We start from the raw sequence: 17,961 nt of genomic DNA on the forward strand, positions 1-17,961 counted from the left end.
CACTCGCGATCCGGGCGGATCGTGCGTTCCAAAGCGTGGGTCGCGTCGCCGTTCGCTTACGCCAGGCCGACGAGCGAGAGAACCGCGATCACGACGACAATCACGCCGATGATGTAGAAGATGTTCCGCCCCACTTTATTCTCCAACATTGGTTTGTCGATACACCGGAGAACGTCCAGGGTCACCGAAGGTTCCACCCTCCTCGCCACACGATCGGAGAAGCACCTCGCGGAAAGGGAACAGGCAATGATCCGATAGGAACATAGTGCGAACATCATGCTTGATGTTCCGCAGATGTTCTCATATCATCCTCTTACCGCTTAGCCAGCGCCTGCTGGGTCACCTGCAAGGGAGGATATGATGTCGGCTCACAAGTTCTTTACCGAGTTCCTGGGCTTTGCCGGCCTGGTCACGTCAATGTACGGCTGGACGGTGGTCGGGCACGTTTTCGGATATTAAGACTTCGATGTGGAGTGGGCCGGTCCGCGACGGGAATTTCATGGGCGACAGCGCGCGGTGAGTGTCGGCGCGAGAGATTGCGACGGACAAACAAAAAAAGGCCGTTGTCAGGTGCCACGCTGACAACGGCCTATAAAAACAACATTCACCTTGCTCGGCAACCTGCTGAAATCTTCCGCCCGACATGGAAGGGGAAGTAACTCCCCTCCATTTCAAATATCAGCGCGGGCGACGTGCCGCACGGTGCGCCGGGATCGGGATCGGACGGTTCACCTGTTCGTCGCGACGGCTCGCCGACATATCGATTTCAATGCGCGCCAAGGCTTTGCGCAGTTCATGGACAGCATCATGCAGAGTTTGAATGCTGCCCTCGCTCGGCGCCTGCTTCCAACCGCGATAGGCCACGAGGCACGACCGGGCTGTGTCGCGGAGCCGTCCTTCGACGGCATCCACGGGAGGCGCCGGTTCAGGCCGGCCGGACGGCGACGCGGCGCGCGCGGTTTCCCCGCCAACGGAGGGCTGGGGCTGCGGAGCCGTTGCGACAGGGGCGGGGCGGACCTCGGCCGAAGGAGCGGCCGGCGCCGATTCCACAGCCCGGCCAGCGGACTGCGCGGCATTACGGCCTATATCGGAGGCGCGCAACTGGGTCCGCCCTTCCGGAGTGGCGCTGCGGCGCGGGGCCGGCCGCGGTTCCACCGGCTGGGCCGGCTGCTCGACCACGGGCTGCTCTTCCACGGGCTGCTCTTCCACTGCGCCGGTCACCGCGGGGGGTGCCGTCTCGCCCGCATCTGCCGGTTCCACCTGCTGCTGGGGCGGAGTGGCCGTCTCCGGCTCCTGCTCCAGGGTGGCCTGGTCGGCTTCCGCCGGGCTCGCCGTCTCGCTCTCGCGGGGGGCTGCGGGCTCCATCCCGGAGGCTTCAGCCTTGCGAACAATGTAGGAGATTGCGCTGGGAGTGCAGTCGAACTCGCGTGCAATCGCCGACAAAGTCGCGCCCGCCCGGTGCCGCTCCAAGATGTGCGGCCATGCCGATTGTGGAATTCGGCCGCGCCGCTTGGGCGCCTCCGGCTCATTGCCGGCTTCAGCGCTCATGATATCGCTCGGTTGCCAGAGTGAAGATTGCGTCATTGGTTCGGTGACTTTGCTCGGAGAAAATTGCGCAAACAGCGCGGCTTCCTCTCAGAGGGCAGCTACGTTTACGCATGACAGCGGTGGTGATGTGGTCTGTTGAGAACAATATTGGGTATTCGCGATCAAATTACCAGCACCGTTTTCACTCGTACAGGAGATTTGTCGGCGGAATAGCGAATTTTTGCGCTGCCGCATCGCGGCATTTGAGAAGTCCACGCCGTTGAAAGAAGTCAAGATCGGGGATTGTTAGCCTTTTCAAGCGCGAATCGGGCATTTTGGGGATGGTTGAGGATCAGCGACCGGTGAGCCGGATCGAGGCGGCGGGAGCCCGACATCGGGCGCGGGGCTGACGATTGGCCGAAGAGCACCGCACGAATCGGGGTGGCGTTCGCCTAACTACGAAAATTGTCTCTGCTTGTATCCGCAGAACAGCTTATTCATTTATTGAAAAAGCTGTTTCACTGCAGCCTAAAGTAATAAATTATGGTGAATCGCTCGCGAAACTCTTGTTTTCGCGGATTTCCCGGAGCACTACCGGAACACTAAAGGAGCCGGACCATGGGAACTGCACAGGAATGTCCCGGACCCGACACGGCCTCGCCGTGGAGTTTATGCTTCCTTCGATACAATGACGCAACGTGCATCGGTGTTGCAGTGTTGAGTGACCGCATGGCACCGCGATGCTGCGTCCGGTTCCTGTGACGGTCGAGGATTCCGTCAGTCCGGGCAATGCGCAGGCCGAGTTTCCGTCGCCGGGCTTCTATCGCCAAGTTTCTTTCGGAGGACCGTTCATGATCCCGTCTCACCATCGCCCGCATCGCGCCGGAGTCGGTCGGCGACTGCTGGCTTTGCCGCTTGCCGCGTTCATCGGCGCAGCCGGATTCGGCATGCCCGTGCCGGCTTGGGCACAGAGCGGGCCGCCCGGTTTCGCGGAACTCGCGGAAGAGCAGATCAAGACAGTCGTGAATATTTCAACGACGCAGACCCGGGGGCCGGGCGGTCCCGGCGGGCCGGGTCTTCCCGGCCGGCCGCCGGGGCAGGGACCCGGAGGTCCGGGTGGCCCAGGCGGCCCAGGTGGACCGGGCGGCCCCGACATCCCGGAGTTCCCGCCGGGCTCGCCGTTCGAGGAGTTCTTCCGCCAGTTTCGCGAGCAGCAGCCGACGCCGAGGCCGGTGACGGCGCTCGGGTCGGGCTTCATCATCGATCCCGACGGGCTGGTGGTGACGAATAACCACGTGGTCGCCGACGCTGACGAGATCCAGGTCACGCTCCATGACGACACCGTGCTCGATGCCGAACTGGTCGGGAGCGATCCCCTCACCGACCTGGCGCTGCTGCGCATTAAGAGCGACAAGCCGCTGCCCTCGGCACGCTGGGGCGACTCCAGCCGCCTGCGCATCGGCGACTGGCTGATGGCGATCGGCAATCCGTTCGGCCTGGGCGGAACCGTGACCACCGGCATCCTGTCGGCGCGGGCGCGCGACATCAACCAGGGCCCTTACGACGAGTTCCTTCAGACCGATGCATCGATCAACCGTGGCAACTCCGGCGGGCCGTTGTTCAACATGGCCGGCGAGGTGATCGGCATCAACACCGCCATCTTTTCCCCGACCGGCGGCAGCATCGGCATCGGGTTCGCCGTGCCGTCGTCCCTGGCCCGGCCGGTGCTGGAACAGATCCGCGATCACGGCAAGCCGCGCCGCGGCTGGCTCGGCGTGCAGATCCAGGCGGTCACCCCGGAAATCGCGGAGAGCCTTCAACTGCCCGAGCCGCGCGGGGCTCTGGTGACGACGGTGACCAGCGGCGGTCCGGCCGAGCAGGCGGGCATCCGGCAGGGCGACGTGATCCTGCGCTTCAACGGCCAGGACGTGGACGCCATGCGCCAGCTGCCGCGCCTTGTCGCGGACACGCCGATCGGCCAGCAGGCCGATGTGGTCGTACTGCGCGGCGGCGACAACCGCACGATCAAAGTCACGGTCGGCGATCTCGACGAGGCGCAGCAGTCTGCCGCGCTTGGGGCGGAGCAGGTGCCGCCGGGCAGCGAAAGCACGAGCCAGCCGACCACGGAGACGCTCGGCATGACGCTCTCCACCCTGGATGCGACGACCCGCGACGCGTTCAGCATCCCGGATACCGTCGAAGGCGTCGTGGTGACCGAAGCGGCGCAGGATAGTCCGGCCGCCGGGCAGGGGATCGCACCGGGGGACGTGATCGTCGAGGTCGGACAGGAGCCGGTCGAAAGCCCGGAGGACGTGACGTCGAGGATCGACCAGGCGCGTCAGGCAGGCCGGAAGAACGTGCTGATGCTGCTCAGCCGGGGCGGCGAACTGCGCTTCGTGCCGCTGCCCCTGGAGGGCTGAGGAAGGGCGGGGCGGGATCGGGAAAGCGCGCGTCCGCCGGCGCCAAGCCGGTCAGCTGCGTTTCCGGATGATCCCGCCCAGCAGCATTCCGATGCCGAAAGCGATCAGCAGCGCCGCGCCCGGGTTGGAGCGGGCCTGCCGTCCCGCCCGGCGCATGGCGAGCCGCCCCCGGTGGTCGGCTTCCTCACGAAGTTCCACGACGCGCCGCTGGCCGGCTTCGGTCCGGGAGACGATCTGGCCCGAGGCTTGTTCCGCGAGGTTCCGAATCGCGGCAGCGGCTTTGGCACGAGCCCGGGCGGCGCGGTCGGCCTGCGTTCCGGCCCTCTCCCTCAGTTCGGCTGCCCAGTCGCTCACATCGCGGAAAGCCTGCTCACGCGTGATGGCATAGCTTTCCGAGATCGCTTCGATCAGGCGGTCACGGCTACCCTGGAGATCATCAATGATCCACTGGGGAATCCGCCGCCATTTTTCCCGCGCAAGTTCCTTGTACTTGCCCCAGTTCAGTTCGATGCTGTTCCAGTCCAAGTCCATGGGAACTCCCGATCCGGATTTGCAGGGTAGTCCGGAGTGAACAAACATGCGCGGCACCCGGTTCCTGCCGCGACGAAGCATGGAAGATGGGAGAGGCGGCGATGCCGAAGGAGTTGACCCATATCCTGTTCGCGGACGCCGTCGCGGGCGACCTGGAATCCGGCCGTTGTGCCGGCGTGGCGGACCTGCTGCGTCACGAACGCGCAACGCTTCATTTCGGCTCGATCGCAACCGATACGCTCTTCTACGGCGTCACGCTTCCGCTGCTGGACCGGGATTTTCGCCCATGGGGCGACATCATCCACGGGGAGGAGGGGGAGGACACCGGCACGCCGGTCCGCGAGATGCTTCGACGACTGCGCGACGGTACCGCGGCAGGGGCAGGGAGCACTTCGGGCGACGTGAAGTTCGCGTTCGTCTGCGGCTTCCTGACCCATATGGCGCTGGATATCGTCTTCCATCCCTGGGTCTATGCGGTGACCGGGCAGTATTACGATCCCGATCCGGTGCGGCGGACCGACTCCCAGATGCGCCACCGGATGGTGGAGTCCTGGCTGGACCTTCTGATGCTGGGCCGGCAAGGAACCGGCCTGGCGGATTTCGAAGCGTTGGAGGCGGTGCGGCGGAACGGGCCGGCCAACCTCGCCTGCCTCGATTTCTTCGCGGACTGTTTCCGGGCGGCGTGGCGGACCGATGGCGATGTCGGGCGCTATGCCCGGCGGTTCTACCGGGTCCAGATGCTTTTGACGCGGCTGTTCGCATCGTCTGCCGCGATGAGGGCCGTTGCGCTGGCGAACCGGAGGACGGACGGACGCGCGCGCGCCTTCCTGGCCCTGTTCTATCCCACGCGTTCGGACCGGATGCCGGCAGACCTGTTCGACTTCCAGGGATACCGCCACCCGGTAACGGGGGAAAGGGTGGCGGCGACGCTGGCGTCGATGTGGGAGGACGCACGGCGGCTGGCGGTCGATCTGCTGACCGCCGCCGCCGATATCAGGAATGGCGCGGCTCCGGAAACCCTGGACGCGATTCTGGAAGGCCGCAGCCTCGATGTCGGGCTGTCCAACTGTCCCGCAGCCAGGGCCGTTCACTTCGATATATATCCGGCCGCCCGGATGTGGGGCTATCCCGGTCCGATCACTTCGCCGCGATGACCGCGATCTCGACCTGGTACTTTGGAGCAGCCAGCTTCGCCTCGACGGTCGCGCGGGCCGGCGGGTTGGCGGCATCCACCCATGCTTCCCAGGCGGCGTTCAGCGCGCCGAAATGGGCCATTTCGCTGAGATAGATCGTGGCCGACAGCAGCTTGCTCTTGTCGGATCCGACGAGGGCCAGCAGTTCGTCGATCTGGCGCAGGATCTGCTCGGTCTGGCCCTTGGCGTCGGCGGTGGTGTCCTCGGCGACCTGGCCGGCGAGATAGACGGTCTCGTTGTGGACGACCACCTGGCTCATGCGCGGGCCGATTTTGAAACGCTGAATGGACATCGGTTCTTTTCCCTGGTGGATTTTCAAGGCGAGGGTTGGTGGGAGCGCAGTGTTCGCATCCCGGACGGCGGGGCGCAACCGGTTATCTCCGGTTCGGCGGTTTTGCCCCGATACTTGTCGGCCTTTGCGCAAATCCATGTATAGGGTGATCGATGCGCAGTCGCGGCGTCTTGGCACGACAGTAACGCGGCCCCATCACGGTCCCGGGTCTTCCGTAGCGCTCCACAGCCAGGCGGCTCCGCGCACGCCGCTGGAATCGCCGTGCCGGGCGGGAACGATGGGGGTGTCCGCCGTGTCTGAGATGCACCAGCGGTTCAGCAGCGGCGGCAGCATCGGATAGAGACGTGCGACGTTGGACATGCCGCCGCCCAGCACGATCACGTCGGGATCGAGCACGTCGATGATCATGGCCAGGCTGCGCGCCAGCCGGCCGGCGTAGCGCTCGATACTCGCGAGCGCGCCGGGATCGCCGGCGTCGGCCCTGGCCGCGATCTCCTGGGCCGAAAGCCGCTCGCCGGTGATCCGGGCATGGTCGGCGGCGAACGCCGGTCCGGAGATCCAGGTCTCGATGCAGCCGGGCCGGCCGCAGTAGCAGGCCGGGCCGGGATGCTCGTCCGCCCCGGGCCAGGGGAGGGAGGTATGCCCCCATTCGCCGGCGATGCCGTTGCGCCCGGTCAGCACCTTGCCCCCGGTCACGATGCCGGCGCCGGTCCCCGTTCCCACGATCGCCCCGAACACCGTGTCGAAGCCCGCGCCGGCCCCGTCCGCCGCTTCCGACACCGCGAAGCAGTTCGCGTCGTTCTGTACCCGCACCGGTCGGCCAACGAGGTCGCGGAGATCGTCGCCGAGGGCGTGGCCGATCAGCCAGGTGGAGTTGGCCTTCCCGACCAGCCCGCCGGGCGGCAGCACGATACCGGGTATCCCGACGCCGACGGTGCCGCGACCGCCCGCCTGCCCTTCCAGCCAGGATACCAATCCCGCCAGCGACTCGAGGGTTGCTGCATAATTGCCACGCGGTGTGCCGATTCTGCGGCGGGAGAGTTCCCGACCGTTGCGGTCTATGGCGATTCCCTCGATTTTGGTGCCACCAAGATCGATGCCGATGCGGATCATTGAGTATAACCAGCGGATTGAGCGGTTGACGAATATCAGACCGGAGCTTAGCCGATGGACCGCCAGTCCTCACCGCCAAAAAATGCGGCAGGCAGACGTTGTATCCCGCGGCATATTCAGGCAATCTGCGCTCAAAGAAGTAATTCTTTCGCGCCATCCAACCCATCCGGAATCTCGACAGGGCCGTTTTCCATGAATAGCGCCATCGACCCCCATCGCGAGAAGCCGGCGCGCCGCAGCGCGCGCCGCATCGTCACCGCCGTCACGGCCGCCTGCGTACTGGCGGCGTCGTCCTCCGCCTGGGCCAAGTCCGCGTGCTATTCTGCGGCGGAATATGACGCCGAGCAGGCGATGCGGCTCCATACGGAGCTGATGGTCATCGGCCTGACCTGCAACTCGGTCCAGCAGGAACGCAACCTGTTCGCCAAGTACCAGAGCTTCACGACCAAGCATCGCACCCAGCTGATGACCTGGGAAAAGGTTCTGATCGGACATTTCCGCCAGACCGACAAGTCCAACCCGACCCGCCGGTTCGACGATTTCCGGACGATCCTCGCCAACGAGATCGCCCAGCGGGCGGCCTTGCTGACGCCGCCGGTGTTCTGCCAATCCTACAGCGACCGGGTGGACCAAGCGATGGCCATGACCGACGGGGACTTGAAGAAGTACCTGTCGACCGAAGACGCCGGGCAGATCGCCGCCGCACCGCCGTGCGGTGTCAAGGTCGCCGAACTGCTGGGTGACGACGGTGCGGCGCAGGTGGCCCAGGCCTCCAGCAAGCCGCAGGTCCAGGGTTCCAAGACGGCGGCCGGTTCCAAGGCCAAGCCGGCCAAGGCGGCGAGCACCGGCAAGTCGGCGCCCGCCAAGCCGAACAAGACGGTCGTCACCGCCGCCAAAGTTGACTGAGGGCGGCGGCGGAGTAATTCTCACCCCGGCGGCGGCCGAACACCATTCCGGAAATCCGGCCGCCGTTCAGGACCCTTATGACTGCCACCGCAACGCCGGCCGGATCCAAGGCCCGGCGCACCATGTTCCTCATCGCCGCACGCGAAGCCGTCGGCATGCCGTCGATCGTTCTGGGCGCCAGCTACGTGGGCTTCGGGTCGCTGGTCCGGGAAAGCGGGATGGGGCTGTGGCTGGGCCTCTTCTCGACGCTGTCCGCCTGGGCGCTTCCGGGGCAGGTGGCGCTGGTCGAACTTTACGGCGTCGGAGCCTCGCTCCTGGTGATCGCCTTGGCGGTGGCCCTGACCAACGCACGGCTGATGCCGATGACGATCACCCTGATGCCGCTGATCCACGACCCGGCGGTGCCGCGCTGGCGATACTACCTCTACTCCCACCTGGTCGCGGTAACCGCCTGGGCCTTCTCGATGCGCCGGTGCCCGGAGATGCCGCGAGACGTCCGGCTCCCCTATTTCGTCGGTTTCGCCACCGTCCTGTGGCTGGCCAGCCTGATCGGAACCGCGGTCGGCTTCGTCCTGGCGGACGCGGTGCCGCAGTCGGTCACGCTGGGGCTGGTCTTTCTCAACCCGATCTATTTCATGCTGATCTTCGCGACCGACCTGCGCCACCGGGCGCGGGCGATCGCGCTGGGCCTGGGCGCCGTGATGGGGCCGACGCTCCACACCTTTTCGCACGACTGGGGATTGATGCTGACCGGGCTGATCGCCGGAACGGCCGCGTTCGGGGCCGACAGGCTGCTTGCGAGGCGTCGTGGCTGACGGCTGGATCATCGTCGTCCTGCTGGTGGGAGCGGCCGCAACCTATGTCTGGCGGGCGCTCGGCGTGGCGCTGTCGGGCCGGATCAATCCGGGGGGACCCGTCTTCGAATGGGTCGGGTGCGTCGCCTACGCGCTGCTCGCCGGGCTGATCGCCCGCATGATCATCCTGCCGGTCGGATTGCTGCAAGAGACCGACCTGGGTTCCCGCCTGCTGTCCGCCGCCATCGCGCTCGCCGTGTTCTTCATCATGCGCAGGAGCATCTTCTTCGGCGTCTCCGCCGGTACCTTGGCGCTGATCGGGCTGACGGTCGGCGATTTCCGAATGTTCTGATTGCCGTCGGCGCCGCTTCGGCTCCACCATTCATTGCGGGTTTCAAAAGAACGGCCGGACCTGAAGGTTACAGGCGAAGTGTCGGCCAGGGGTTTCATTTCGGGCAGGATGCGGGTTTCTTGTGCTGCAGTTGCACAGGGTTCGCTCAAGTCGCTCCGCGTCTCCAGACGGCCGATTTTCCCCGCTTGCCCGGCCGTGGAGGGTAATATAACGTCGCGTCAAGAATAAGGCCGGCGGGCCGAACCGCCGTGCCGGTGGTTCGAATCGGGAGACTTCCGACTGTTTGCAATTCCGTCGGCGCCGCAGAGCTTCGCCACGCCGGCTTTTCGAGCTGTTCGCAAGGGCCTGGGTCCCGGACCTTCCCCTCTGGCCAGCCGGGCGCGTCCCGCGCCTGGATGGGATGGTGCGTGCCGACTCTGTGACGCAAACGACGTCTGGGTAGCGAGGACATGGAATATTTCCTTCAACAATTGATCAACGGGCTGACGCTCGGGGCGATCTACGGCCTGATCGCGATCGGCTACACGATGGTGTACGGCATCATCGGCATGATCAATTTCGCCCATGGCGAGATCTACATGATCGGTGCCTTCATCGCGGTGATCAGCTTCATCGTGCTTGGGGCCGCCGGGATCACCTGGGTGCCGGTGATGCTGATGCTGGTGCTGATCATCTCCATGGTGTTCACCAGCATCTACGGCTGGACGATCGAGAGGCTGGCCTACCGGCCGCTCCGCGGGTCGTTCCGGCTGGCGCCGCTGATCTCCGCGATCGGCATGTCGATCTTCCTGCAGAATTACGTCCAGCTGGTCCAGGGCGCCCGGGTCAAGCCGATGCCGCCGGTGATCCAGGGCGGCTTCGTGATCATGGAGCGGGCCGACGGGTTCGTGGTCAGCCTCAGCTACCTGCAGATCCTGATCATCCTGCTGACGACGGCGCTGATGGTCGGCTTCACCCTGCTGATCACCCGCACCGACCTGGGACGCGCCCAACGGGCGTGCGAGCAGGACAAGACCATGGCCGGCCTGCTTGGCGTGAACGTCGACCGCACGATCTCGCTGACCTTCGTGATGGGTGCCGCGCTGGCCGCGGTCGCGGGCGTGATGGTGACGCTCTATTACGGCGTGATCGACTTCTTCATAGGATTCCTGGCGGGGGTGAAGGCGTTCACCGCGGCGGTGCTGGGCGGCATCGGCTCGCTGCCCGGAGCCATGCTGGGCGGGCTGCTGATCGGCCTGATCGAGGCGTTCTGGTCGGCTTATTTCTCGATCGAGTACAAGGACGTGGCGACCTTCGCCATCCTCGTCCTGGTGCTGATCTTCCGCCCGACGGGTCTGCTCGGCAAACCCGAAATCGAGAAGGTCTGATCCGATGACCGCAATCGTTTCCCATACCCCCGACCGGCGGCGCCTCGACGTGGGCGCCATGGTGAAGGAGGCCGGCCTCACGGCACTGGTGGCGCTGGCCCTGACATTGCCGCTGGTGGGACTGCGGACGGTGGACGTCGGCTCTCGCCTGACGGTCACGACCCGCTTCGACGAGGTGCTGATCAGCGTCGTGCTGGTCTTCATCGGCCGGATCGGCCTGATCCTGACCCGCGAAGGCCATGCCGCCGCGGTGCTGGGCGTCAGCCTCGCCATCGCGGCGGTCTCCTGGTTCGTCCCGTTCCCGAGCGAAATCCTCAAGGTCATCACCATCACGGGCGCCGCGGTGCTGGCGATCCGCGCGGCGATCACGGTGCGGCGCGACCGCAGCACGCTGAGCCAGCAGGAACGCGACCGCGCCATGGACCGGCTGGGCGCCAGGGTCCAGGACGCCGCCGTCTGGATCGGCCCGATCGCCGTCGTCTTCGCGATCATCCTGCCGTTCCTGCCGTTCGCCAGCCGGTCGGTCGTCGATATCGGCATCCTGATCCTGACCTACATCATGCTGGGCTGGGGCCTGAACATCGTGGTCGGACTCGCCGGCCTGCTGGACCTGGGCTATGTGGCGTTCTACGCGGTCGGGGCCTATTCCTACGCGCTGCTGGCGCAGTATTTCGGCTTCAGCTTCTGGCTGTGCCTGCCGCTGGCGGGTATCCTGGCGGCCTTCTCCGGCCTCGTCCTGGGGTTCCCGGTGCTGCGGCTGCGCGGCGACTATTTCGCGATCGTGACCTTGGGATTCGGCGAGATCATCCGCGTGGTGCTGCTGAACTGGGCCGTCTTCACGGGCGGGCCGAACGGCATCTCCGGCATTCCGCGCCCCAGCTTCTTCGGGATCGCCGACTTCGACCGACGCCCGCCGGAAGGCGAGGTCGCGTTCCACCAGCTCTTCGGGATCCCGTTCGACCCGATGCACCGGATCATCTTCCTCTACTACCTGATCCTGGTACTGGCGCTCCTGGTCAACTTCTTCACCATGCGGATCCGGAAATTGCCCCTGGGGCGGGCCTGGGAGGCGCTGCGCGAGGACGACATCGCCTGCACGTCGCTGGGCATCAACCGGACCAACATCAAGCTGGCCGCCTTCACCATCGCCGCCATGTTCGGCGGCTTCGCCGGCTCCTTCTTCGCGACGCGCCAGGGCTTCATCAGCCCGGAGAGCTTCACCTTCATCGAGTCGGCGATCATCCTTGCGATCGTCGTGCTGGGGGGCATGGGCAGCCAGATCGGCGTGGTCGTCGCGGCCCTGATCGTGATCGGCCTTCCCGAGGCGTTCCGCGAATTGGCCGAGTACCGCATGCTGACCTTCGGCATGGGCATGGTCCTGATCATGGTCTGGCGGCCGAGGGGCCTGCTGGCCCACCGCGATCCCACCATCCTGCTGCACCCCAAGCGCAGCGCAAGGCAGCAGCAAGCCGATTCGGAGGCGGGGACATGACAGCCATACCCGGAACCCCACTGCTCGAAGTCGAGCACCTGACCATGCGGTTCGGCGGGCTGGTCGCCGTCAACGACGTGTCGTTCACGGCGATGGAGCGCCAGATCACCGCGATCATCGGCCCGAACGGCGCCGGCAAGACCACCATGTTCAACTGCCTGACCGGCTTCTACTCGCCGACCGTCGGCCGGCTCGCGCTGCACCGCCCGGACGGCGACTTCCTGCTGGAGAGGCTGGAAGCCTTCCGGATCTCCCAGCAGGCCGGAGTCGCCCGTACTTTCCAGAATATCCGCCTGTTCGCCCGCATGAGCGTGCTGGAGAACCTGGTGGTGGCCCAGCACAACAAGTTGATGAAGGCGTCGGCCTTCACGGTCGCCGGCCTGCTCGGCCTGCCCAGCTATCGCAAGGCGGAGAAGCAGGCGGTCGAGCTGGCGCGCTACTGGCTGGACAAGGTCAAGCTGACGAGGTTCGCCGACTGGGAGGCGGGCAACCTGCCCTATGGCGCGCAGCGGCGGCTGGAGATCGCCCGGGCGATGTGCACCGAGCCGGTCCTGCTGTGCCTGGACGAGCCGGCGGCGGGCCTGAACCCGCGCGAGTCGGGCGATCTGAGCGAGTTGCTGATCCATATCCGCGATGAGGAGAAGATCGGCGTGCTGCTGATCGAGCACGACATGAGCGTGGTCATGAAAATCTCCGACCATGTCGTGGTGCTGGACTACGGCCGCAAGATCTCCGACGGGACGCCGGAGTTCGTCAAGAGCGACCCCATGGTGATTCGCGCCTATCTGGGCGAGGAGGAGGACGAGGAGCTGCCGGTCGAGGTGAAGCAGGACCTCCCCGAGGTCGCGGAGCGGGAGGAGGGGCCATGAGCGAGCCCATGCTGAAGATACAGGGCGTCCACACCTTCTACGGCTCGATCGAGGCGCTGAAAGGCGTGGACATGGAAGTGTCGGCCGGCGAGATCGTGACCCTGATCGGGGCCAACGGCGCCGGCAAGTCGACCTTGCTGATGACCATCTGCGGCAACCCGCAGGCGAAGTTCGGCAGGATCATCTTCGAGGGCAATGACATCACCCGGGTCCCGACCTTCGAGATCGTGCGCCGCGGCATCGCCCAGTCGCCCGAGGGACGGCGGATCTTCGGCCGCATGACCGTGCTGGAAAACCTGCAGATGGGGTCGGTGACGGCCCAGCCCGGCAGCTTCGACCGCGAGCTGGAACGGGTCTATACCCTGTTTCCCCGCCTGAAGGAGCGGCAGTCCCAGCGCGGCGGCACGCTGTCGGGCGGCGAGCAGCAGATGCTGGCGATCGGCCGCGCGCTGATGAGCCAACCGCGCCTGCTGCTGCTGGACGAGCCGTCGCTGGGCCTGGCGCCGCTGATCGTGAAGCAGATCTTCAAGGTGATCGAGGACATCAACCGCGAGCAGCGGATGACGGTCTTCCTGGTGGAGCAGAACGCCTTCCACGCGCTGAAGCTGGCCCACCGGGGCTATGTCATGGTCAATGGCAACATCACCATCCAGGGGACCGGGCGCGAGCTTCTCGCCAACGAGGAGGTTCGCACCGCATACCTGGAAGGCGGGCACTAGGAGGTCATGATGGAACAGCTTCTCGGCACCTCGATCCCGGTGTTCATCGGCCTGACGGTCATCCTGTTCGGCGGCGCGGCCTTCATGACCGGGCAGGGCATGGCGTCGAAATGGCGGCCGATGCGGACCGCCTTCCTCTACACGGCGCTGCTGGGAGTGGGCGACCGGTTCCTGGTATACGCGCTGTTCGGGGGAGAGCTGCTCAGCGTGACCGGATACGTCATCCATACCGCCGTGTTGACGGTGATCTGCGTGGCGGCATACCGGATGACACAGGCGCGCAAGATGGTGAAGCAGTACCCGTGGCTCTACGAGCGCAGGGGTCTGTTCGCCTGGCGCGAGAAGAGTTCGGCGACCGGCCAGCCCGTCATGTCGTAAGTCACCGATGACGGATTCTGTCGCACTGCGCGACAGGTCAGATATAATGAAAATACAACAGGGAGTGCCGCCCGCTAATCGCACCGCGATGACGGGCGGCAACCGGTTCGGCCTTCCGGCAAGGCATGTAACGGCCAGCTCATGAACAGGGAGCATTATGGTTATGAAGTTCAGAAAATCGCTTCTTGCGGCGACCGCCGCTTTCACCCTCGCCACCATGGCCGCTTCGGCAGCCTATGCCGATGTGGTGATCGCCGTCGCCGGGCCGATGACCGGCCAGTACGCGGCGTTCGGCGAGCAGATGAACAAGGGCGCGCAGATGGCCGCGGCCGACCTGAACGCGGCCGGCGGCATCCTGGGCGAGAAGATCAAGCTGGAAGTGGGCGACGACGCCTGTGATCCGAAGCAGGCGGTGGCCGTCGCCAACCAGCTCGCCGGCGCGGGCGCCGTGTTCGTGGCGGGGCACTTCTGCTCCAGTTCCTCGATCCCGGCCAGCCAGGTCTACACGGAAGAGGGTATCCTGCAGATCTCTCCCGCCTCGACCAACCCGAAGCTGACCGACGAGGCGAAGGGCAACAACGTCTTCCGCGTCTGCGGCCGCGACGACCAGCAGGGCAAGGTCGCCGGCGAGTACATCGCGACCATGTACCAGGGCAAGAACGTCGCGATCGTCCACGACAAGAGCGCCTACGGGAAGGGTCTGGCCGACGAGACGCAGAAGTCGCTGAACGCGGCCGGCCTGAAGGAGAAGCTGTACGAGGCGTACACCGCCGGCGAACGCGACTACTCCGCGCTGGTCAGCAAGCTGAAGCAATCCGCCATCGACGTTCTGTATGTCGGCGGCTACCACACCGAGGCCGGCCTGATCGCGCGCCAGCTGAAGGACCAGGGCATGAACGTCCAGATCATCTCGGGCGACGCGCTGGTCACCGAGGAGTTCTGGACGATCACCGGCCCGGCCGGCCAGGGCACCCTGATGACCTTCGGCCCCGACCCGCGCAACAAGCCGGCGGCCAAGGCGGTGGTCGAGAAGTTCCGCGCCCAGGGCTATGAGCCGGAAGGCTACACGCTGTACACCTATGCGGCGATGCAGATCTTCAAGCAGGCCGCGGAGAAGGCCGGCTCGACCGATCTCGACAAAGTGGCGGCGGTCCTGCGCAGCACCGAATTCGATACCGTGATCGGCAAAATCGCCTTCGATCAGAAGGGCGACGTCACGACCCCGGCCTATGTCTTCTACAAATGGAACGACGGCAAGTACGCTGAAGTCACCACCAACTAAAACCGTTTAAGCGGTAAGACGAAAAGCCCGGCGCATCGCGCCGGGCTTTTTTCGGGCCTGGACTCCGTCCCGCCGCCGAGTCTCAGTGTGCCGCGAGCTTGCCCTGGTCGGTCGCCGGAGAGCGGGGCTGCAGGACCTCCGGCGCCTTGATGCCGGCCTGTTCCTCGCACAGACGCAGGACGTCGCGCCAGAAGGCGGCGGCGCGAAGGTTGTTCGCGGCGATTAGTTCGACCAGTTTGACTTTGGCCAGGCGGGCGGCGTCATCGCCCAGTTCTTCGACCAGACGAGTCGCTACTAGAAGAATGTCGAGATCGGTTTTCATGTCCATCTAACGGTCAAGGTGAGGCATCTGTTCCTTTTTGAACTGTCCCTCTTCAGGCATACGACATTCGATAAACGGCGGATCGCTGTTGCGTTTCCGTCACAAAACGCAAACCTGCGATGTGGGATATGCGGAAACTCTCGCAAGGGTACCGCCACTGGTTTAATCATCTCCCGGTGCCGGCTTGGTTGAATGGTCACAGGTTCTGGAGAATGCCAATGCGGCGAAAGAAACGTGAGATAGCGGAAGGACAGCGTTACCGCAGGCTCGGTCCCGGAGGCAGCGTGTGGGAAATCGTCGCCGTCCGCAAGGACGTCATGGGGGCGACCCACGCTCAGATGAAGCGGGCCGATGATCCCAAGACGTTGAAAACCTTGGCGATCGCCGCCCTGCTTGACCCGGAGCAGTTCGAGCGGGTCGGCGAAGAGGCCTGACGGAAGATCCGCCAGGCCAGGGTTACCGGGCCTTGGCGACCCTTGCCGGCAACCGCGGCGAGGGGCTCCACGTGCCGGACCGGATCGCGGCGAACACCTCTTGCAGGGGGGATCAACCCGTTGCCCGGCCATGGTACTGGCGCAGCGCATGGATGTCATCCCGGCCACCTGCGGTCCACGTGAAGCGGTGCTTTCGAAGTCCGAACTTGGTTGACCGGGCAACAGGCATTCCGGGTTGACCTTTGCGGTTCCGCGGATCAAGTCCGCGGAAGACGGGAGAAGCGGTTCCGGCACCTGCGGACATGATCCGCGGGTCCGCCCGCACCGGCTTTTCATAATCACGTCTGGACGCGCGTCCCGCCCGTGCGCGGTGGCTCCCGGATTGCGGCAACGCGCCTGAAAAGCCATGCGACGGGGTTCCGGTTCGAGCCTTCCGGGGCCATTTGCGTTAGGCTATGCATTGCCGAAGCCGGTATCCGCAGTGCTGTGTCCGCATCAGAGGAATGAGACGATGGCGTCCTACGACTATGACCTGTTCACCATCGGCGCCGGATCGGGCGGCGTCGCCGCCAGCCGTCGTGCTGCTTCCCACGGCGCCCGCGTCGCGATCTGCGAGGGCAGCAAGGTCGGCGGCACCTGCGTCATCCGCGGCTGCGTGCCCAAGAAACTGCTGATGTACGGCGGACAGTTTCGCGACGCCTTCGAGGATGCCGTCGGCTACGGATGGGACGCCACCGTTCCGGATTTCGACTGGCCGAAGCTGCTGGCGGCCAAGGACCGGGAGATCGACCGGCTGAACCATATCTATATCGGAATGCTGGAAAAGGCGGGCGTGACCCTTATCGAAGGCTTCGGCCGGCTGGTCGACCGGCACACCGTCGAGGTCGCCGGGCGCCGCTACACCGCGCGCACCATCCTGATCGCGACCGGCGGGCATCCGGTCGGGCCGAACCTGCCGGGCTTCGAACATGCCATCAGCTCGAACGAGGCGCTGGACCTGAAGCGGCTGCCGTCGGGCATGGTGATCATCGGCGGCGGTTACATCGCCGTCGAGTTCGCCTGCATCTTCAACGCGCTGGGTGTCGACATCACGATGATGATCCGCAGCGGCGACCTGCTGAACGGGTTCGACGACGATATCCGCCAGGCGCTCGCGGTCGAGATGCGCAAGCGCGGCATCACGATCCGGACCGGCGTCCGGCTCGACCGGCTGGAAAAGCTGGACGACGGCTATTGCGTCGTCACGCGCGACGGCGAGCGGTTTGAGACGGAGTTGGTGTTCGCCGCCACGGGCCGCGTTCCCAATACCCGCAACCTGGGCCTGGAGGAGGTCGGGGTCGAGCAGGACGACAGAGGCGGGGTCAAGGTCGATTCCTGGTCGCGCACCAACATCGACAACATCTACTCGGTCGGCGACGTGACCAACCGGGTGGCGCTGACCCCGGTGGCCATCGCCGAAGGGCGCGCCTTCGTCGAGACCATGTACAACGACAACCCTATGGAGGTCGATTACTCCAACATCCCGACGGCCGTGTTCAGCAGCCCGCCGATCGGGACCGTAGGACTGTCCGAGGCCCAGGCCCGGCAGATCTGCGGCGAGATCGACATCTACAAGAGCGGCTTCCGGCCGATGAAGAACACGCTGAGCGGCCGTGACGAACGGACGCTGATGAAGCTTGTGGTGGACCGCCGGAGCGACCGGGTCATGGGCGCCCACATGCTCGGCCCCGACGCGCCCGAAATCGTCCAGGGTCTCGCGATCGCCATGAACTGCGGCGCCACCAAGCGGCAGTTCGATCGCACCATCGGCCTGCACCCGTCCGCCGCCGAGGAGTTCGTCACCCTGCGCGACAAGGTGCCCGACCCGGTCCGTAGCCAGGCGGCGGAATAGGGTCAGGATCCGTCGCGGCCGGCTTGACGGCGCCCCCGAGTCGCGGCCGATTCTTTAACTCTGGAAATGAATCGCTGAA

At 65.4% G+C, this 17,961-nt stretch carries 18 protein-coding genes; 13 read left to right on the forward strand and 5 right to left on the reverse strand.

Annotated elements, in window-relative coordinates; translation table 11 throughout:
* Window positions 1-678: 678 nt before the first annotated feature.
* Entirely contained in the window at window positions 679-1,548 is an 870-nt protein-coding gene (locus DPR14_RS12260) for a hypothetical protein (protein ID WP_158045391.1), read from the reverse strand.
* Window positions 1,549-2,378: 830 nt separating this feature from the next.
* On the opposite strand from DPR14_RS12260, the gene DPR14_RS12265 reads away from it, so the two are divergent.
* Window positions 2,379-3,947 carry a DegQ family serine endoprotease gene (locus tag DPR14_RS12265; RefSeq protein WP_158045392.1) on the forward strand — a complete coding sequence of 523 codons (1,569 nt, stop codon included), beginning with the start codon at window positions 2,379-2,381 and terminating at the stop codon, window positions 3,945-3,947.
* A gap of 51 nt (window positions 3,948-3,998) precedes the next feature.
* Here the strand turns inward: DPR14_RS12265 and DPR14_RS12270 are convergent, their stop codons facing one another.
* Window positions 3,999-4,472 (reverse strand): CsbD family protein, encoded by a 474-nt coding sequence (locus tag DPR14_RS12270; RefSeq protein ID WP_158045393.1) that lies wholly within the window; start codon window positions 4,470-4,472, stop codon window positions 3,999-4,001.
* 107 nt (window positions 4,473-4,579) lie between these two features.
* Here DPR14_RS12270 and DPR14_RS12275 point away from each other — a divergent pair, with 107 nt between their 5' ends.
* Window positions 4,580-5,632: a zinc dependent phospholipase C family protein gene (locus tag DPR14_RS12275; RefSeq protein WP_192499441.1), complete on the forward strand. Its 1,053-nt coding sequence runs from the start codon at window positions 4,580-4,582 to the stop codon at window positions 5,630-5,632.
* Here DPR14_RS12275 and DPR14_RS12280 read toward each other — a convergent pair.
* Window positions 5,616-5,963 (reverse strand): RidA family protein, encoded by a 348-nt coding sequence (locus DPR14_RS12280; RefSeq protein ID WP_158045395.1) that lies wholly within the window; start codon window positions 5,961-5,963, stop codon window positions 5,616-5,618. The genes DPR14_RS12275 and DPR14_RS12280 overlap by 17 nt on opposite strands.
* A 195-nt stretch (window positions 5,964-6,158) precedes the next feature.
* Window positions 6,159-7,076 carry an ROK family protein gene (locus DPR14_RS12285; protein WP_158045396.1) on the reverse strand — a complete coding sequence of 306 codons (918 nt, stop codon included), beginning with the start codon at window positions 7,074-7,076 and terminating at the stop codon, window positions 6,159-6,161.
* 192 nt (window positions 7,077-7,268) lie between these two features.
* On the opposite strand from DPR14_RS12285, the gene DPR14_RS12290 reads away from it, so the two are divergent.
* From DPR14_RS12290 to DPR14_RS12330, 9 genes are all read left to right on the forward strand, one after another.
* Entirely contained in the window at window positions 7,269-7,982 is a 714-nt protein-coding gene (locus DPR14_RS12290; RefSeq protein ID WP_158045397.1) for a hypothetical protein, read from the forward strand.
* A 77-nt stretch (window positions 7,983-8,059) separates the two neighbouring features.
* Entirely contained in the window at window positions 8,060-8,797 is a 738-nt protein-coding gene (locus tag DPR14_RS12295) for an AzlC family ABC transporter permease (RefSeq protein ID WP_246149230.1), read from the forward strand.
* Window positions 8,790-9,128, forward strand: a complete 339-nt coding sequence (locus tag DPR14_RS12300) for an AzlD domain-containing protein (RefSeq protein WP_246149233.1) — start codon at window positions 8,790-8,792, stop codon at window positions 9,126-9,128. The genes DPR14_RS12295 and DPR14_RS12300 overlap by 8 nt, the downstream gene beginning before the upstream one ends.
* A 449-nt stretch (window positions 9,129-9,577) precedes the next feature.
* Window positions 9,578-10,495: an ABC transporter permease subunit gene (locus DPR14_RS12305; RefSeq protein WP_158045399.1), complete on the forward strand. Its 918-nt coding sequence runs from the start codon at window positions 9,578-9,580 to the stop codon at window positions 10,493-10,495.
* Between the two features lie 4 nt (window positions 10,496-10,499).
* Entirely contained in the window at window positions 10,500-11,987 is a 1,488-nt protein-coding gene (gene livM, locus DPR14_RS12310; protein ID WP_158045400.1) for a high-affinity branched-chain amino acid ABC transporter permease LivM, read from the forward strand.
* Window positions 11,984-12,856, forward strand: coding sequence for an ABC transporter ATP-binding protein (locus tag DPR14_RS12315; RefSeq protein WP_158045401.1), 873 nt, complete (start codon window positions 11,984-11,986; stop codon window positions 12,854-12,856). The genes livM and DPR14_RS12315 overlap by 4 nt, the downstream gene beginning before the upstream one ends.
* Window positions 12,857-12,864: 8 nt before the next feature.
* Window positions 12,865-13,575, forward strand: coding sequence for an ABC transporter ATP-binding protein (locus DPR14_RS12320; RefSeq protein WP_158048114.1), 711 nt, complete (start codon window positions 12,865-12,867; stop codon window positions 13,573-13,575).
* Between the two features lie 6 nt (window positions 13,576-13,581).
* Window positions 13,582-13,953, forward strand: a complete 372-nt coding sequence (locus DPR14_RS12325; protein ID WP_343038728.1) for a DUF6867 family protein — start codon at window positions 13,582-13,584, stop codon at window positions 13,951-13,953.
* Between the two features lie 163 nt (window positions 13,954-14,116).
* The gene (locus tag DPR14_RS12330; protein ID WP_158045402.1) at window positions 14,117-15,235 is read left to right on the forward strand and encodes a branched-chain amino acid ABC transporter substrate-binding protein; all 1,119 of its coding nucleotides are present in this window, start codon (window positions 14,117-14,119) and stop codon (window positions 15,233-15,235) included.
* A gap of 82 nt (window positions 15,236-15,317) precedes the next feature.
* Here DPR14_RS12330 and DPR14_RS12335 read toward each other — a convergent pair whose 3' ends face one another.
* The gene (locus tag DPR14_RS12335) at window positions 15,318-15,557 is read right to left on the reverse strand and encodes a hypothetical protein (RefSeq protein ID WP_192499442.1); all 240 of its coding nucleotides are present in this window, start codon (window positions 15,555-15,557) and stop codon (window positions 15,318-15,320) included.
* A gap of 218 nt (window positions 15,558-15,775) precedes the next feature.
* Between DPR14_RS12335 and DPR14_RS12340 the strand changes: the two genes are divergently transcribed.
* Both DPR14_RS12340 and gor read left to right on the forward strand, forming a co-directional pair.
* Window positions 15,776-15,991 carry a hypothetical protein gene (locus DPR14_RS12340; RefSeq protein ID WP_158045404.1) on the forward strand — a complete coding sequence of 72 codons (216 nt, stop codon included), beginning with the start codon at window positions 15,776-15,778 and terminating at the stop codon, window positions 15,989-15,991.
* Between the two features lie 511 nt (window positions 15,992-16,502).
* The gene (gor, locus tag DPR14_RS12345) at window positions 16,503-17,882 is read left to right on the forward strand and encodes a glutathione-disulfide reductase (protein ID WP_158045405.1); all 1,380 of its coding nucleotides are present in this window, start codon (window positions 16,503-16,505) and stop codon (window positions 17,880-17,882) included.
* Window positions 17,883-17,961: the final 79 nt, after the last annotated feature.

The sequence above is a fragment of the Skermanella pratensis genome (assembly GCF_008843145.1).
Lineage (GTDB): Bacteria > Pseudomonadota > Alphaproteobacteria > Azospirillales > Azospirillaceae > Skermanella > Skermanella pratensis.